The 15,008-nt window shown below is 60.8% G+C and carries 18 protein-coding genes, 1 tRNA gene, 2 rRNA genes and 3 pseudogenes (1 of these 24 running past the window's edge); 14 read left to right on the top strand and 10 right to left on the bottom strand.

Annotated features, from left to right (window positions below):
- The 11 genes and pseudogenes from QNJ43_RS18955 to QNJ43_RS18900 form a co-directional block, all read left to right on the top strand.
- Window positions 1-974: ribosomal RNA gene (locus QNJ43_RS18955) — 23S ribosomal RNA — on the top strand; it begins 1,767 nt to the left of the window's first position.
- Window positions 975-1,054: 80 nt separating this feature from the next.
- A 5S ribosomal RNA gene (gene rrf, locus QNJ43_RS18950) occupies window positions 1,055-1,169 on the top strand.
- A 123-nt stretch (window positions 1,170-1,292) separates the two neighbouring features.
- A tRNA-Met gene (locus QNJ43_RS18945) sits at window positions 1,293-1,369 on the top strand.
- A gap of 548 nt (window positions 1,370-1,917) precedes the next feature.
- Window positions 1,918-2,193, top strand: coding sequence for a hypothetical protein (locus QNJ43_RS18940; protein WP_300472095.1), 276 nt, complete (start codon window positions 1,918-1,920; stop codon window positions 2,191-2,193).
- Window positions 2,162-3,004 carry a hypothetical protein gene (locus QNJ43_RS18935; RefSeq protein WP_300472094.1) on the top strand — a complete coding sequence of 281 codons (843 nt, stop codon included), beginning with the start codon at window positions 2,162-2,164 and terminating at the stop codon, window positions 3,002-3,004. Before QNJ43_RS18940 ends, QNJ43_RS18935 begins: the two co-directional genes overlap by 32 nt.
- Complete coding sequence (locus tag QNJ43_RS18930) at window positions 2,901-3,545, top strand: ATP-binding cassette domain-containing protein (RefSeq protein WP_300472093.1); 645 nt, start codon at window positions 2,901-2,903, stop codon at window positions 3,543-3,545. Before QNJ43_RS18935 ends, QNJ43_RS18930 begins: the two co-directional genes overlap by 104 nt.
- A gap of 10 nt (window positions 3,546-3,555) precedes the next feature.
- The gene (locus QNJ43_RS18925) at window positions 3,556-3,786 is read left to right on the top strand and encodes a hypothetical protein (RefSeq protein WP_300472092.1); all 231 of its coding nucleotides are present in this window, start codon (window positions 3,556-3,558) and stop codon (window positions 3,784-3,786) included.
- Window positions 3,731-4,327 (top strand): glycine betaine ABC transporter substrate-binding protein, encoded by a 597-nt coding sequence (locus tag QNJ43_RS18920; RefSeq protein WP_300472091.1) that lies wholly within the window; start codon window positions 3,731-3,733, stop codon window positions 4,325-4,327. Before QNJ43_RS18925 ends, QNJ43_RS18920 begins: the two co-directional genes overlap by 56 nt.
- 122 nt (window positions 4,328-4,449) lie before the next feature.
- Complete coding sequence (locus QNJ43_RS18915) at window positions 4,450-4,722, top strand: glycine betaine ABC transporter substrate-binding protein (RefSeq protein WP_300472090.1); 273 nt, start codon at window positions 4,450-4,452, stop codon at window positions 4,720-4,722.
- 35 nt (window positions 4,723-4,757) lie between these two features.
- Window positions 4,758-6,074: pseudogene (locus QNJ43_RS27425) on the top strand (AMP-binding protein).
- The gene (locus QNJ43_RS18900; protein ID WP_300472087.1) at window positions 5,971-6,900 is read left to right on the top strand and encodes a class I SAM-dependent methyltransferase; all 930 of its coding nucleotides are present in this window, start codon (window positions 5,971-5,973) and stop codon (window positions 6,898-6,900) included. The pseudogene QNJ43_RS27425 and the gene QNJ43_RS18900 overlap by 104 nt, the downstream one beginning before the upstream one ends.
- A 105-nt stretch (window positions 6,901-7,005) precedes the next feature.
- Here the strand turns inward: QNJ43_RS18900 and QNJ43_RS18895 are convergent, their stop codons facing one another.
- Complete coding sequence (locus QNJ43_RS18895) at window positions 7,006-7,281, bottom strand: hypothetical protein (RefSeq protein ID WP_300472086.1); 276 nt, start codon at window positions 7,279-7,281, stop codon at window positions 7,006-7,008.
- A gap of 34 nt (window positions 7,282-7,315) precedes the next feature.
- Here QNJ43_RS18895 and QNJ43_RS18890 point away from each other — a divergent pair, with 34 nt between their 5' ends.
- The 3 genes from QNJ43_RS18890 (at window position 7,316) to QNJ43_RS18880 (ending at window position 10,071) form a co-directional block, all read left to right on the top strand.
- Window positions 7,316-7,510: a hypothetical protein gene (locus QNJ43_RS18890; RefSeq protein WP_300472085.1), complete on the top strand. Its 195-nt coding sequence runs from the start codon at window positions 7,316-7,318 to the stop codon at window positions 7,508-7,510.
- A gap of 621 nt (window positions 7,511-8,131) precedes the next feature.
- Complete coding sequence (gene dgcN / locus QNJ43_RS18885) at window positions 8,132-9,133, top strand: N-acetyltransferase DgcN (RefSeq protein ID WP_300472084.1); 1,002 nt, start codon at window positions 8,132-8,134, stop codon at window positions 9,131-9,133.
- An 83-nt stretch (window positions 9,134-9,216) separates the two neighbouring features.
- Entirely contained in the window at window positions 9,217-10,071 is an 855-nt protein-coding gene (locus QNJ43_RS18880) for a D-amino-acid transaminase (RefSeq protein WP_300472083.1), read from the top strand.
- 44 nt (window positions 10,072-10,115) lie between these two features.
- On the opposite strand, the gene QNJ43_RS18875 is transcribed toward QNJ43_RS18880, so the two are convergent.
- The 9 genes and pseudogenes from QNJ43_RS18875 to QNJ43_RS18840 form a co-directional block, all read right to left on the bottom strand.
- The gene (locus QNJ43_RS18875; protein ID WP_300472082.1) at window positions 10,116-11,006 is read right to left on the bottom strand and encodes a flagellin; all 891 of its coding nucleotides are present in this window, start codon (window positions 11,004-11,006) and stop codon (window positions 10,116-10,118) included.
- 18 nt (window positions 11,007-11,024) lie between these two features.
- Window positions 11,025-11,792 (bottom strand): flagellar basal body rod C-terminal domain-containing protein, encoded by a 768-nt coding sequence (locus QNJ43_RS18870; RefSeq protein ID WP_300472081.1) that lies wholly within the window; start codon window positions 11,790-11,792, stop codon window positions 11,025-11,027.
- Window positions 11,776-12,117, bottom strand: a complete 342-nt coding sequence (locus QNJ43_RS18865; protein WP_300472080.1) for a flagellar basal body protein — start codon at window positions 12,115-12,117, stop codon at window positions 11,776-11,778. Before QNJ43_RS18865 ends, QNJ43_RS18870 begins: the two co-directional genes overlap by 17 nt.
- A gap of 31 nt (window positions 12,118-12,148) precedes the next feature.
- On the bottom strand, window positions 12,149-12,637 hold the full coding sequence (gene flgN / locus QNJ43_RS18860; protein WP_300472079.1) for a flagellar export chaperone FlgN: 489 nt from the start codon (window positions 12,635-12,637) through the stop codon (window positions 12,149-12,151).
- 11 nt (window positions 12,638-12,648) lie between these two features.
- Complete coding sequence (locus tag QNJ43_RS18855; protein WP_300472078.1) at window positions 12,649-12,795, bottom strand: hypothetical protein; 147 nt, start codon at window positions 12,793-12,795, stop codon at window positions 12,649-12,651.
- A gap of 112 nt (window positions 12,796-12,907) precedes the next feature.
- Window positions 12,908-13,861, bottom strand: a pseudogene (gene flgE / locus QNJ43_RS18850) (flagellar hook protein FlgE); the annotation flags it as partial.
- 23 nt (window positions 13,862-13,884) lie between these two features.
- Window positions 13,885-14,154, bottom strand: a complete 270-nt coding sequence (locus QNJ43_RS27420; protein ID WP_346433045.1) for a flagellar hook-basal body complex protein — start codon at window positions 14,152-14,154, stop codon at window positions 13,885-13,887.
- 9 nt (window positions 14,155-14,163) lie between these two features.
- Window positions 14,164-14,349 carry a hypothetical protein gene (locus QNJ43_RS18845; RefSeq protein ID WP_300472178.1) on the bottom strand — a complete coding sequence of 62 codons (186 nt, stop codon included), beginning with the start codon at window positions 14,347-14,349 and terminating at the stop codon, window positions 14,164-14,166.
- Between the two features lie 241 nt (window positions 14,350-14,590).
- Window positions 14,591-14,650 (bottom strand): annotated as a pseudogene (locus QNJ43_RS18840) (hypothetical protein); the annotation flags it as partial.
- Window positions 14,651-15,008: the final 358 nt, after the last annotated feature.

Raw genomic sequence — 15,008 nt, 5'->3', positions numbered from 1 at the left:
TAACTATAACGGTCCTAAGGTAGCGAAATTCCTTGTCGGGTAAGTTCCGACCTGCACGAATGGCGTAACGACTTCCCCGCTGTCTCCAGCATAGACTCAGTGAAATTGAATTCCCCGTGAAGATGCGGGGTTCCTGCGGTCAGACGGAAAGACCCCGTGCACCTTTACTACGGCTTCACACTGGCATTCGTGCCGGCATGTGTAGGATAGGTGGTAGGCTTTGAAGTCAGGGCGCCAGCCTTGGTGGAGCCATTCTTGAAATACCACCCTTACCTGCATGGGTGTCTAACCGCGATGTCACAGCATCCGGGACAGTGTGTGGCTGGTAGTTTGACTGGGGCGGTCGCCTCCCAAAGAGTAACGGAGGCGTGCGATGGTGGGCTCAGAACGGTCGGAAATCGTTCGTTGAGTGCAATGGCATAAGCCCGCCTGACTGCGAGACTGACAAGTCGAGCAGAGACGAAAGTCGGTCATAGTGATCCGGTGGTCCCTCGTGGAAGGGCCATCGCTCAACGGATAAAAGGTACGCCGGGGATAACAGGCTGATGATCTCCAAGAGTCCATATCGACGAGATCGTTTGGCACCTCGATGTCGACTCATCACATCCTGGGGCTGGAGCAGGTCCCAAGGGTTCGGCTGTTCGCCGATTAAAGTGGTACGTGAGTTGGGTTCAGAACGTCGCGAGACAGTTCGGTCCCTATCTGCCGTGGGTGTAGGAGAATTGAGAGGATCTGTCCCTAGTACGAGAGGACCGGGATGGACACATCTCTGGTGGACCTGTTGTCGCGCCAGCGGCATAGCAGGGTAGCTACATGTGGTCGGGATAACCGCTGAAAGCATCTAAGCGGGAAACCCACCTCGAAACGAGTTCTCCCTGAAGAGTCGTGGAAGACCACCACGTTGATAGGCCGGGTGTGGAAGTGCAGCAATGCATGCAGCTTACCGGTACTAATAACTCGTTCGGCTTGATCACTCTCATTAATCAATGATCATCCAATCCTTCGATGATGAAATACAAAACCAGTTTCTTCTGTACATGATGCCCTTCGCCGGCCTGGTGGCTATTGCGGGGAGCCCCCACCCGATCCCATTCCGAACTCGGCCGTGAAACTCCCCAGCGCCAATGGTACTTCGTCTCAAGACGCGGAAGAGTAGGTCACCGCCAGGCCTGCAAAGGGCATCATAAACTCCCTCTCAACGGTTCATTCCAATAAACCTCCACTCAACACATTCTCCCGAGTGGAGCAGTAAGCTCCACACGTTCAGTCTCCCCGTGTGGACGCGCACTTGGCGCGGGGTGGAGCAGCCCGGTAGCTCGTCAGGCTCATAACCTGAAGGTCGCAGGTTCAAATCCTGCCCCCGCAACCAAATCTTCCAAGATATACAAAACACAGCGCCCCCCAGGGCGCTTTTGGCGTTTGAAACACAGGGCCCCGATTAGTGACCGCAGGCCGGCGGCATCAGCCAGCTCCCTCCGACGCATTGATATCCCAAACGCGCCCGAAATCTGGAGCCGCGCGTGCAAGCGCCTCCATTCTGCTGCTTCCCTCGAAATTTTCGCTTCCTGACAGACTGCGTTGGAGCCTTGATAAATCAGGGGCCTTCCGTAAGCTTCCGAACGTAACGAAAGAAAATAACGGAAATGAAACAGGCCGAAGGCTCTACTACGCGGGTCGACGTCGGAGGCTGGCGCGAATTGGACGATCACGCCTCAGGGAAATCCCCGGTTGGTCGGTACCGGGAATTTGCTCCGAGATCTTCCAGCGAGGCCTGTTTGCCTGAGCGTCGGTCATTGCGATCCGCGCGACTCATGAGTGGTGAATGATAGGATTACGATCGCCCGATATGCCCGATCGCAAGAATCCGCTGAAGGATTCGGTCGAGGCACTAAAGAGCGCCTTCGTTGCCGTCGGCGTGTGTTCAGTCTCGCGATCAATCTCCTGATGCTCACCGGGCCGCTTTTCATGCTGCAGGTCTATGACCGCGTGCTGAGCAGCCGTTCCGTTCCCACCCTCATCGCACTTTCCGCGCTCGTCGCGGGTCTGTTCCTCTTTCTCGATCTCTTTGAAGCGATCAGGGCGCGTGCCCTGTCGCGGGCGGGCTATTGGTTCGATGATCGGATCGGATCTCTCACGATGAAAACCTATATTTCCCAAAGGATTGTCGGACAGCGCGGGGTGGCCGATCGGTGATCTGGCGGTCGTGCGCTCGTTTTTCGCAAGTCCGGGGCTTCTTTGTCTGTTCGATCTGCCCTGGATGCCACTCTATCTGGCGATCGCCTTTCTGATACATTCTTATCTCGGTTTGTTGGCGTTGGGCGGGGCCGTGTTCGTCACGGTGCTCGCCTGGGTGAATGAGTTCTCCATCCGAAAGGCTCTGAGCCAGGCGATGGTGCTTGAGCTTTCCGAGACCCGGTTTGCCGATCAAAGCCACAGACACGCGGAAAGCACCGTGCCGATGGGGATACTGGGGCATATCGCGGACCATTGGCAGGAGCTCCACTCGCAAGGCGTCGAGCGCGCGCAGGCCGGCGGGGAAAGGGCCGAACTCTTTGCCGCGATTTCCAAGGCGAGCCGGTTGCTGCTGCAATCCGCAATCCTCGGGCTTGGGGCGTGGCTTGCCATCCGTCAGGAAATCACGCCGGGCACGATCGTCGCGACATCGGTTATCGCCGGGCGGGCGTTGGCGCCGATCGACCAGCTAATCGGACAATGGCGCTCGATTCTGCGCGCCCGCCAATCCTACCGGCGGTTGAAGGGCCATCTTGGTTCGGCAAGCGTTCCATCCACGCCGCTGATATTGCCGGAACCCGAAGGCCATCTGCAGGTTCGGATCGCAAGTCACTTCGCGCCGGGTGAGCGCGTGGCGCCGGGGGATAAGCGACGGGCGATTCTCTCACGTGAATTTCGATCTGGAGCCGGGCGACGGTTTGGGGGTCATCGGGCCAAGTGCGGCGGGGAAATTGACGCTTGTTCGGTTGCTTATCGGGGCCTGGGTGCCTGACGCGGGGATCGTTCGGCTCGACGGGGCCTTGCTTGAGCATTGGAACAAGGAGGCGCTCGGGCGCCATATCGGTTACCTGCCTCAAACCGTGGAGCTTTTGCCCGGCTCCATTCGGCAAAATATCGCCCGGTTTGATCCGAATGCGGATGACGCGGAGATCGTGAGTGCTGCCCAGATAGCGGGCGTACACGATATGATCCTGCGGCTTCCGGATGGCTATGAAACGATGATCTCGGAACGGGTCGGACCGTTATCAGGCGGACAGGTTCAGCGCGTGGGCCTTGCCCGTGCGCTTTATCGTCGGCCGAGGCTCGTGGTGCTGGACGAGCCGAATTCGAACCTCGATGCGGATGGAGATGCGGCGTTGACCGCGGCCATTGAACAGATGCACGCGGTGGGCTCCGTTGTGGTCGTTATGGCCCACCGTTCCTCGGCGATCGTTGCCGTCAGCACGGTGATGATGTTGGCAAACGGGACGATGAATGAACTCGGCGAGAATAGCGACGTGTTGCGCAAGGTGACGCGCATGGCGACCGGATAGGGGGCGGATGATGAGCGATCAGACTCGAAAGCCGTCCGTTCGCACTGGCTATCGCACGCCGATCATCGTCGGAGTGATCGCCTTTGCGTTGCTGTTCGGCGGCGGCTTCGGATGGATGGCCTTCGTTTCCCTGTCGGGGGCGGTGATCGCCGACGGTTCGGTGATCGTTCCTGGCTCTCGTCGGGATGTCGTGTGCCGCGTCGTTCGCGGCCTCAAACGACCGGCCGATTACCTTCTATGACGGCGGTTGGGAGAACATCCAGATCAGCAATGCGATCGCGATCTACATCATCGAAAACGGCTACGGCCGCGAGGCGGAGGATGTCGATTCCAACGTTCCCAAGATGCACAAGGCCATGGAAGAGGGGACGATGGACGTCAACCTGGAAATGTACAACAACCTGATGGCCGAATGGGGGTGCGATCAGGTTGTGGCCGACAAGATCGTGGAACTGGGGGCGATCTACGAAGCCGCCTCGCAAGGTTTCTACGTTCCCACCTATGTGGTGAAGGGGGATGCTGCGCGCGATATCAAGCCGATCGCGCCGGACCTGAAGAAGATCGGCGATCTGGCGGGATATGCCGACGCCTTCCGCGAGAACCGACCCGACAACGAGGTCATGCTGGTCAACTGCATTCCCGGCTGGGCGTGTCGGGAGATCAATCTCATCAAACTGGCGACCTACGGTCTCGACAAGACGATCACGTCGGTCGAGCCGAAGACGGAGGCTGAACTGAACGAGATCGTCATGGCCGAATACGAGGCGGACGCCCCTTCGTGACCTATTACTGTACCCCGAGCGCGCTGCCCGCGATGATCGATCTGACGGGGATCGAGGTGCCGGAATACAGCGCGAAGTACTGAGCTGCGATCGAGAAGCATCTGACGCCGTTCAAGCCGGGCGTGCCCGCTTCCGAGGCCTGCGCCTACGAGATCATTCCGATCTTGAAATACGTCACGCGCGACATGGCGGACCGCAATCCGGAGATCGTCGCCTTCCTGAAGAAGCTGTTCATCGGCACCGACACGATGGGCGAGCTGGCGGCCTACATGCACATGCACGAGGCCTCGCCGGAGGAGACGGCCGCGCACTTCTTTAAGGCCTATCGCCCGATCTGGACGAAGTGGGTTTCCGGTGTCACGCTGGAGCGCGTGTCCGCGTCTCTGCCCGAATAAGTCTCTCAAATCGACATATCCGGCAGAGAAACTCTATGGCCGATCTCGATATCCTGTCCTGGATCCGCGACGTTCGTTCGCGGTTCCTGGACCGTCCCGCCATCGAATGCGATAGGGATACGATCACCTACGCAGACCTCGTCGTTCGTATCGATGCAATCGCGGACCGTCTGCGCGCAAAAGGCGTGACGCCCGGTGCGCGGGTGGGCGTGCATATGCGGCGCTCTCACGATCTCGTCGCCGCCCTGCTGGCGATCTGGGATCCGGGGGCGGCCTATGTTCCGTTGCCGGTGGACTCGCCACCGGCACGCAACGCGCTCGTGTCCGATCTCGCCGAACTCGATCTTCTGGTCGTGGATGCGGGGCAGGACGCAACGCGCTTTCCCGCGCGCGGCGGGATGCCTCTTGATAAGGTCGCTGCTTTACCGGATGGGGGGGCGGGGCATGCGGGTGAGATGCGTGTGCCCGGCGACGGGAACGCGCTCACCTATATCATGTTCACGTTCGTATCGACGGGTTAGCCCAAGGGCGTGATGGTGCGGCGGCACAATGTCGAATACTTCCTCGATGGGATCGACAAGGAGATCGATTTCGCGTCCTGGGGGCGGCTCGTCGCGGCGACGACGGTCGGGTTCGATATTTCCGTGTTGGAGCTGTTCCTGCCGATTTCGCGCGGGGGAACGGCCATTCTGGCCGATGATCTTCGGTCCAAGAGCGGAGAGGCGTTGCTGCGGCTGGCGGCAGGGCGCGGGCGCTGCCTCATCCAGGCGATGCCGACCATGTGGCGGATGATTTCCTCTGCCGCCGCAGCCGCCGACGGGCCGGGCGCGGATGGTGTCGGAGTGCTGTGCGGCGGGGAGGCGCTGCCCTATCCGCTTGCCGAAGAACTCTACGAACGCTTCGAGGCGGTGTGGAACCTCTACGGCCCGACGGAGACGACGATCTGGTCCTTCGCGCATCGTTTCGCGGCGCGGGATTTCTCTTACGGGGACGGAATCGTGCCGATCGGTCGGCCGCTTGCCGGGACGGATTTCACGCTTCTGGTGGGCGAGGGAACATCGGACAAGGGCGAGCTGCGCATCGAGGGACCGGGCGTGACGGCGGGCTATTTCCGGCGACCGGACCTCGATGCCAGCAAGTTCTCCGGGGACGGTTCGGAGACCTCGCCATTTGCCTTTCTGACCGGCCGATATCGTTGCACGTCGGGGCCACGGCAAGCTCGTCTATGTCGGGCGCAAGGACCGGCAGGTGAAGCTCAACGGGTTCCGTATCGAGCCCGGCGAGATCGAGAAGGTTCTGGACCGGCTGGAACATGTGGAACAGTCGGTGGTGAAACTTGCCGAGACCGATGACGGACAGAAGTATCTGGCTGCCTATGTGGTGCGTGGCGACGAGAAACGCGGCGATACCGCGGCGGCGGACGCCGATGTCGGAACTTGGGGCGCGGTGTGGGATGCGGCCTACAAGGTTCAGCAGGAGGCCGGTGCTGCGCAAGGCACCGGCTACACGTCCACTCTGACCGGCCAGGCCATCCCGGATGAAGCCGTCAGCGCCTGGGCGGAGGTGACGGCCGACCGGGTGATGCGGTTTCAGCCGGAAAGCGTGCTCGATGTTGGATGTGGGGTCGAGCTTCTGGGCGAAAATCTTCTTCGGCGCGATGTGGAGCGCTACCGGGGATGCGATCTCTCCGCCACGGCTGTTAAGACGGCTAAGGAACGGCTTGAGCGGATGTTCGGGCCCTCGTCGCGTTGGGATGCTGCGTGTCTGTCGGCCGATCAGATCCACCCGGGCAGGCTCGGTACGTTCGATGTCGTGCTGTTGAATTCGGTCGTTCAATATTTTCCGGATCGGGCGTATCTGGCGCGCGTTCTGGAACAGGCGGTCGCCTGTTGCGGCTCCAACGGACGGGTGGTTGTCGGCGATGTTCCGGCCGCGTCCATGAAAGATCTGATTGCGGTGACGACCTTCGCCTTTGGCGAGGAAGAGGCGGCGGGCGAGGAGGATATCGAACGACGGGCTCGTGCGATCGGGGCCGGGGAACTCTGGCTCGATCCCGGAGATTTCTATGCGCTTGCTGCCGAGGTGGACAGGGCCTGTGCGGTCGAGGCCGATCTCCGTCTGGGCGAGGGCGAGGAGGAAATGACCCGCTATCGCTACGACGTCATCCTTGCATCTTGATCGCGATGACCGTCGGCCCTGTGAGGTGGAGGCCCGCTTCAACCATGCCAGGGACCGGGAGAAGGGAGTGAACCTCACCGACTGGTTCGCACGAAAGGGGGCGGCTCAGAATGCCGCGTCGTCAAACTCAGCAGGCAGGCGCACGAACGTTCCGCGTCCACCCTGGAATGGGCTCACGATCTCCAGACCGTGATCGTTACCGAAGTAATGTCGCAAGCGGCTGTCCACATTGTACAACCCCCCGATGCTCTTGCGGTCGTCGCGATCAGCAACGCCGGCAAGAACCGCCTGCTTGCGATCCGATGCAATCCCTTCTCCGTTGTCGACGATATCGACGATAACGTCAGAGCCGTCGCGACCGGAATTCGAAGCCGCGCACATGTCTCACCCGAGGGAAACGAGGGCTTCTGCGGCCGTGAACCTGAAACTCGATCGGGATTTCGATGACGTGTTGCGGCGGGATCTGCGCGAAAGCCTGCCGCATTACATGATCCCCTCGCGGTTCGCCTATCTCTCCGCGATGCCGCAAACCTATAACGGCAAGGTGGACTACAACGCCTTGCCGAAGAGCGACGTGCCGAAGAAGTCCCGCTCGAACGTCGTCAAGTAGATGAAGGCGAGCGTCAGGGAGCGGATCGCCGATCGATACCGATGCTCCCGCCTCGGACACGCCCTTTCTGGAGATCGGTGGAACGTCGCTGCTGACCGTTGAGTTGGCCGCCTCTCTGTCGAAGGCATTCGGCGTCAAGGTGGAGATCGTGGATCTCTTCGTGCACACGACGATTTCCGCTTAGACCCGCTATGTGGAGCGGATGCTGGTCGGGGACGGGCAGGAGGATCGGTGAGGCTTTGGCCGCAAGGCCGCGTCTGCGGCGTAAAAGCGGCGGCAGGCGGCTGCGTCGATCCGCGCACGGCGCTCCTGACGTACTGCTCTAGAATGCTCTGGAACGAATATCTCGTTTCAGGCAGCAAGAACCGATCCCGTACAAGAAAAGCGGGGTCGGCTTCTTTGGGAGAGTGGGCTGTAGGGTACTTCGGCGGCGCTTTTTCTCTTCTTTGTCGGTTCACAAGATAGGCGTACCGTAACAGCGATCTTGCCCACGTGATCTTGCTTGGGCATTGTCAGGGTGTGCGATGTCCGCTTTCCGCGGATGTCGCCGGATTGTCCGACACGGCGCGAAACCTGCATGCCGGAGCGTTATTCCGATCCCTCCAACACGAGCGCGTTTTCATGATCGAACTTCCCTATCTGTTGTTTCTGGGCGATGCACCCGATCCGCTTGCGGCGAAGGTCGCGCAAGGCATCAAGGACTGGCGTCCCGATCACGCCCTTGGCCAATTGCGCCTGGAAGGCTGCAAGGCCAATCTCGACCTGCACGACATGACGATTGCCGATGCGGTCGCCGCCGGCGTGAAAACGCTGGTGATCGGCGTGGCCAATCGCGGCGGGATCATCTCTCCGGTCTGGAAGTCGGCCCTGTTGGAAGCTCTCGATGCGGGGCTCGACATTGCCTCCGGTCTGCACAATCTGCTGCGCAATGAGGCGGATCTGGCCGTCAAGGCGAAGGAGCTCGGCCGCACGCTGCACGATGTGCGCGTTCCCTCCGTGTCCTATCCGATCGCCAACGGCAAGAAGCGGACGGGCAAGCGGCTCCTGGCGGTGGGGACAGATTGCTCCGTCGGCAAAATGTATACTGGCCTGTGCGTGGAAAAGGCGATGCAGGCGCTGGGCCGCAAGGCGACCTTTCGCGCCACCGGTCAGACCGGCATTCTGATCACCGGTGACGGCGTGCCGCTCGATGCGATGATCGCCGACTTCATGGCCGGTTCGATCGAGTATCTGACGCCCGACAACGAGCCGGATCACTGGGATATCATCGAGGGGCAGGGCAGCCTTTTCCATGCGTCCTTTTCCGGCGTGGCGATGGCGCTCATTCACGGCGGGCAGCCCGATGCCCTGGTTCTGTGCCATGAGCCGAACCGCCCGCACATGCGCGGTCTACCCGACTACCGGCTTCCCAGTCTCGAGGCGTTGCGCGATCTGGCGCTGCCGATCGCGCAGATCGTTAATCCGGCCTGTCGGGTGGTAGGCGTGTCGCTCAACACCTCCGCGCTTGGTCTGGACGAAGCGTTGACTCTTTGTGCGGAGATCGAGGCGCGCCTCGACCTTTCGACTGTCGATCCCTTCCGCCACGGTGCGGAGCGTCTGGCGGAGGCGCTGGACACGATTTGAGGCGCGTGGGGCCCTCCCGCCCCTTGCGCCTTTCCGGCGAAGCGCAGTCGCGCTTCGTCCTTTCCGATCTTTGAGGTTATTGAATGCGTACGGTCTATGTGAACGGCAACTATGTGCCGGAAGAAGAAGCAACGGTTTCCGTCTTCGATCGCGGTTTTCTTTTTGCGGATGCAATCTATGAGGTCACGTCGATTCTCGACGGAAATCTGATCGACTTCGACGGCCACATGAAGCGGCTGCACCGCTCTCTCAACGAGCTGAAGATGCCGTTCTACATGAAAGACGCGGACCTAATGGCCATTCATCGGGAACTCGTCAGCCGTAACGCGATCACCGAGGGGCTGGTCTATCTGCAGATTTCGCGCGGCGCCGCCGATCGGGATTTCATCTTTCCCGCCGCAAGCGTGCCGCCGACCGTCGTGCTGTTCACCCAGGAAAAGGAGCTCATCGACAATGCGCTGGCAAAGCGCGGGCAGAAGGTCATTACGGTCGACGATCTGCGCTGGCGGCGTTGCGACATCAAGACTGTCCAGCTCCTGTGGGCGTCGATCGTGAAGAACGAGGCCAAGGTGAAAGGCGCGGACGATGCCTGGATGGTGCGCGACGGGTTCGTGACCGAAGGCTCGTCCAACAACGCCTATATCGTTGAGGGCGACGGGACGATCGTCACGCGTAGTTTTTCCTACGACATCCTGTCCGGGATCACCCGCACCGCGGTTCTTAAATGTGCCGGCGAGATCGGCGCGAAGGTGGAGGAGAGGTCCTTCACGGTGGACGAGGCCAAGGTCGCGACCGAGGCGTTTTCCACGTCGGCGACCGGTTTCGTCAATCCGGTGGTGGAGATCGACGGCGTCAAGATCGGTACGGGCGTGCCGGGGCCGGTGGTCACGCGACTTCGCGAAATCTACACCGAGACGAGCCGCGCCGTGGCCGTCTGACCGATCTCCTGAAGGCGTATTTGCGGGTTCTCCCGCAGGGCACTCTACAGGTAATCCAGCAGGCTGAAATCGGAGAGCTTGCCGACGGCGGCATAGCTTGCTTCGAGCTGGGTTTCGTATTGCGCAATTTCGACCGCGACGGTCGCCAGATCAACGGAGCGAATATCGTCGATGGAGGTCTCCGTCAGGGCGATCAGCTCTTCCTGCTCGGTCTGGGCATTTTCAAGCGAGCCGGCGTCGAGGCTGAGGCCGCTCTGGATGGCGATGACCCCGTCCTGCGCTTCCACCAGCATGTCGCCGATGGTCTCAAGGTCGTCATCGGTCAACTCGTCGGCGTTGGCGATATAGGAGAGCACGCGAATGGCCTCCTCGAACGCATCGTTGTCGGCGGTCACGCCGTAGGACACGGTGCGTTGCGAACTCACATGGACGGAAATGATCGTGTCGTCGCCCGAATGGTAGCTGGTGTCGGCGGTGGTCAGATCGGTGGCGGTGTAGCTGTCCAGATCGACCGGCTCTTCCTGCGTGTTGCTGCCGGCGAAGAGGTAGCGGCCCTCGTATTGCGTGTTGAGAAGGGATTCCAGCTCTTCCAGCAGGCTTGCGGCTGTGTCCTGAAACGTGTCGATGTCGGACGTGTCGACGGAGGCCGCCGAGACCTCCGTGCGCATATCGGTCAGCAGATCGACGATGCTGCCGGTCGCCGAATACATCACCTCGACACGGTTGGTGGCTTGTTCGGCTGCGTAGGCATAGGATTCGGAGCGCGCGAGCGAGACTTCCAGATCGACCAGCGTGCCCGCATCCGACCCCAATCCGCCATAGGTAGAGGAGAGCAGGCCGGAGGCTTCCTGCGTCTGCTTTTCCGCAAGCTTGACCTGGGTGGACAGGGCATAGGTCAGCAGAAAGTTCGACAGGGCGAACGTGGTGACGCGCATTGCCATTGTCCCGTCTCCTTATGAAACCGCCGCCAGAAGGGCGTCGTACATTTCCTGGATTGTGCTGAGAAGCTGTGCGGAAGCGGAATAGAGCGTCTCAAGCTCTGTCATCCGTTCGGTCTCCTCGTCGACGTTGACGCCGTAGAGTGAGGAGATGCTGTCGGAGATCGTTTCCAGCGACGTGGTCGCGGTGTCGAGGGCCGAGTGCGCGCTGGTTGTTTGTGAAACGACCGTCGTCAGGATGTCGCTTGCGTAGTCGCTCAGGGTGGTCGAGGTTGCGCCGAGGCTGCCGGCCGCGTCGAAATCGGTGTCGTCCTGAACGGCGTCGAGCAGCGCCTGGGCGGTGTCAGCCTGATCGGTCGTTCCCAGCAAGTCGGAGGGAGTGGCGAGGATCGTTTCGCTGACCGCGATGTCGCTGGCGCCCGTTCCCGTCATGAGTCCGGAGACGGCCGTGTTCATCTCGTCAATCAGGCTGGTGGCGAGTTCGTCCAGCATGTTCTGGGCAGCGGGTAGGGTCTCGTCGCGTAGGGTCAGCAATGCGCCGATCGTGCCGCCTTCGATATCGGAGGTGATATCGGTTCCATTCACCGTGACCCCGGACAGGCTCGAAGACGTCCCGTCATAGACGGAATCCGCCGTGATCGTGCTGGTATCGTCGATTTCCGCAATGGCGTCATTGGCGGACGAAACCACATCCTCGATCGCGCTGTCGGCGTCCTCGCGCAGTTCCTGAATTCTCTCCGATGTTTCGCGCAATTGCGAGGCGAGTTCATCGAGCTCGGTCACCGCGGTTGCCGCCGTCGTCGCTGTCGGAGGTGGAGCCGAGGGCGGTCTGAAGCTGGTCGAGGTAGTCGGCCGTCGCGGTCGCCGAAGTGGTCTCCAATGTCGCGTCCGCAAGGTCCGAGATCAGCAGCTGGGAGACCTTCGAGCTAAGCTCCGAGACCTCGACGCCGGTCCCCACGCCGGACGTGACGAGGGTGGAAGAAGAGGCTTCCTTGCGGGTGTAGCCGTCCGTATCGGCGTTGGCGATATTGGCGGCGGTAACGGAAAGCTGGGCCTGTGTCGCGGTTAGCGAACTGGAGGCAATGCTGCTTGCGGTACTGAGCGACATGGCAAATTCTTCTCCCGCCGGGGCCTCACCGTCAGGCTTCTACGCCGGGGCGCAGGGAGACCGGACGTGCCGAATAGGATGCGTTTTCGTAGCGACCGTTGCCGCCGTAGGCCGAGGGGCGGTTCACGTCTTCGCGGATCGCGCGCATGATGGTTTCGACACGGTGATGACTGGTGGCGATCGCCTTGCGCAGACGTTCGCCGTTTTCCTGCAGGGCCTCAGTGAGTTCCGCTCCGCGTTGGCGCAGGGCCTCGGCGAGTTCGGGCGAGGCGGTGGCAAGTGCGGCGTTCTGCATGTCGGCGTTTCCGACACTCTTGCGCAATTCGTCGACAAGCTCATGCTTGCGCTCGGCAATATCGCCGAGCGGAACGGGCATGCTTTCGGCCAGATGCCGGTTTTCCCGGTCTATTAGTTGCAACAACGCATCCGAGAGCCCGATCATGTTCTGAACCGCTGCATCCACGTCCTCCTGGGGCGACGGCGTCTGTTCAAGATCGACCGGGGGAGCCGAACGGGGCATTGACATCTCCTTCAGCGTCGAGGGTTCTTGGTTATGGCGGCCATGTGGGCATAGGAGCCCGCGGCCGCGGTGGCGGCGCGAAGCCGCCCTATGTCCTTGCCCACTTCGGCCTTGCGATCGACGAGTTGGGGAGCGAGCGCCTTGAGAGACTGACGCAACGAAGAAGGTCCACACGGTTGTGTGGACCTTCTTCGTTGCGTCGGATGGCGTCGACTTCGACTATCCTTTGACGCAATGCCTTGAGCAGGGGATCGTCAGGCGCTGCCATGATCAGCGCACCGCGGTCATCAGCGTGTCGAACATGTCCGCAGCGGTCGACATGATCTGCGAGAAGGTCGAATAGGCCTGCTGAGCCGACAGTATGCGGCTGAATTCCTCACTGGTGTCGGTGGTGCTCGATTCCAGATAGCCGCCGTTGATCGTGCCGGCGCTGCCCGAACCCGCCTCCTGGATGATGCTGGTGCTGGAGGTTGTGGTGGAGGCGCAGACGTCGCCGCTCATTTCCTTCAGGCCGTTCTCGTTGCCGAAGGTGGCCACCTGGATCTTGTAGATCGTGCGGCTTTCGCCGTTGGTGTAGCTGGCGATCACGGAACCGTCGTCATCGATCTCGATGCCGGACAGGGAGCCGTAGGCGAGGCCGTCCTGGCTGATGGAGTCGATGGTGATGCTCGGCTCGGAGGAGTCGGAGGAAAGCTGGGTCAGCCCGTCCGACTTGCCGACCGTGCCGAGGTTCAGCGTGATCGTGCTGTCGGCGGCGCCGGTCGTCCAGTCGGAGATGGTGATCTCGGCCGGATCCGGGTTGGTGGAGGCGAGCGAACCGTCTTCGTTGAAGGTGATCTCGATCGCGGTCGTGGAGGTGTCGCCGCCGTCGGCGTCGGTGGAGGAGATCGTCGGATCAGAGAATGACATCTCCCAAGTGTTCTCGGCCGTCTTTGTCCAGGTTACTTCCACTGTGGAATTGGTGTCGAGCGAATCGTAGATCTCGACCGTGGTAGAGAAGGAGTTGTTTACTTCGGCGTCGACAGGCAGGTTGGCCTGCATGTCGATCTCGGTCATGGCGCCGACGGAGCTCTGATAGGCGTCGGTATCGATCGCAACCAGTGAGCTTTCGCTCGTGCCGCCGATGATGTTGCCGTCTTCGTCGATCTCCCAGCCCATCAGGTAGTAGTCGCCGTTGACGAGATAGCCCTCGTCGTCGATCTCGAACTCGCCGTTACGGGTGTAGTAGGAGGAGCCGCTGCCGTCGGTTATGGTGGAGACGACCCGTCGATGGCCAGATCCGTCTCCGAAGAGGTCGCCGTCAGCAACTCTTGCGCGGAGTTGTTGGAGCGGGTGGAACTGGTCACGCCGCCGCTGGAGCTCGATCCGGAGCTCGCCACCAGGTTTTCGAACGACGTGGAATTGGCCTTGTAGGCGGTGGTTTCCGAATTGGCGAGGTTGTCGGCAATGTTGGAAAGGGCCTGGCTCTGGGCGTAAAGCGAAGAGACCGCTGAATTCAATGCACCTGCGATGCTCACGGTCTTCTCCTAAGGCTGAATGGACAGGATGTTGTCGACTTCGATTTCGGCGTCGCCGATTTGCAGAACGGTGTCTCCGGAGGAGCTGTCGATGCCGGTAACCACACCGACGACGGTGGTCGTGCCGTCGGTGGTGGTGCCGTCCCAGGCAAGGGTGTGGGATCCTGAAGAGGTCTCGCCTTCGCCGGTCCACACGGTGTTGCCCGTCGGAGTCCGAGATCGTGATCGTCACGGTCTCCGCGTCCGATTCCAGCGTGTAGCCCCAGGTGGCGGAGCCGTCGGTCAGGGTGTTGGTGTTGCCGTAGGCCTCGACGGTGGTACCCAGATATCCGAGCCCGGAACCGGAGATCGCCGAATCCACGGAGTCAACGAGCGTGCTCAGCTGGTCATTGATCGAGTTCTGCGTGTCGTAACTCGCATAGGAGACCATCCGATCGAGGTGCGTATCCGTATCGGTCGGATCCAGAGGGTTCTGGTTCTGGAGCTGCTCCAGCATGAGCGAGAGAAAATCTTCACTGGTCAGGCCCAGTTAAGATGAAGAGGACGAACTCGTTGTTGTGGTCGTCAAGCTGTAACTGTTGACCGTGGATATAGTCATGTCCGCACCGCCGATGTTCGCTGTGACGAATTGGCGGACGGGTCGATCTGTTGTTTGGGAGGGATCGAGCCGTCCGTGTTGCTAAAGAAACGAACGGCGGAGTTAGATCAGGTGAAGTAATTTCAATAAATTACAGGGAAAATATTGCCGATAAGTATATTCTGCACGGGCGAAAATTGCCAAGTGGGTAGTATTATCTTGGTGGAGGCGGGCCGGGAGGTCCCATCTCGATAAAGCGTGCCACGGCACGCCGGTC

Source organism: Breoghania sp., from assembly GCF_030066895.1.
Classification (GTDB): Bacteria; Pseudomonadota; Alphaproteobacteria; order Rhizobiales; family Stappiaceae; genus Breoghania.
This window is presented reverse-complemented; position numbering and strand designations above follow the sequence as displayed.

Bases quoted from the DNA above. Each gene is read 5' to 3' on its own strand.
- QNJ43_RS18875 (WP_300472082.1), bottom strand. From the start codon at position 11,006: ATGCGCGTCACCACGTTCGCCCTGTCGAACTTTCTGCTGACCTATGCC.
- dgcN (WP_300472084.1), top strand. From the start codon at position 8,132: ATGATCGAACTTCCCTATCTGTTGTTTCTGGGCGATGCACCCGATCCG.
- QNJ43_RS18865 (WP_300472080.1), bottom strand. From the start codon at position 12,117: ATGTCGCTCAGTACCGCAAGCAGCATTGCCTCCAGTTCGCTAACCGCG.
- QNJ43_RS18895 (WP_300472086.1), bottom strand. From the start codon at position 7,281: ATGTGCGCGGCTTCGAATTCCGGTCGCGACGGCTCTGACGTTATCGTC.
- QNJ43_RS18925 (WP_300472092.1), top strand. From the start codon at position 3,556: ATGAGCGATCAGACTCGAAAGCCGTCCGTTCGCACTGGCTATCGCACG.
- QNJ43_RS18920 (WP_300472091.1), top strand. From the start codon at position 3,731: ATGTCGTGTGCCGCGTCGTTCGCGGCCTCAAACGACCGGCCGATTACC.
- QNJ43_RS18880 (WP_300472083.1), top strand. From the start codon at position 9,217: ATGCGTACGGTCTATGTGAACGGCAACTATGTGCCGGAAGAAGAAGCA.
- flgN (WP_300472079.1), bottom strand. From the start codon at position 12,637: ATGCCCCGTTCGGCTCCCCCGGTCGATCTTGAACAGACGCCGTCGCCC.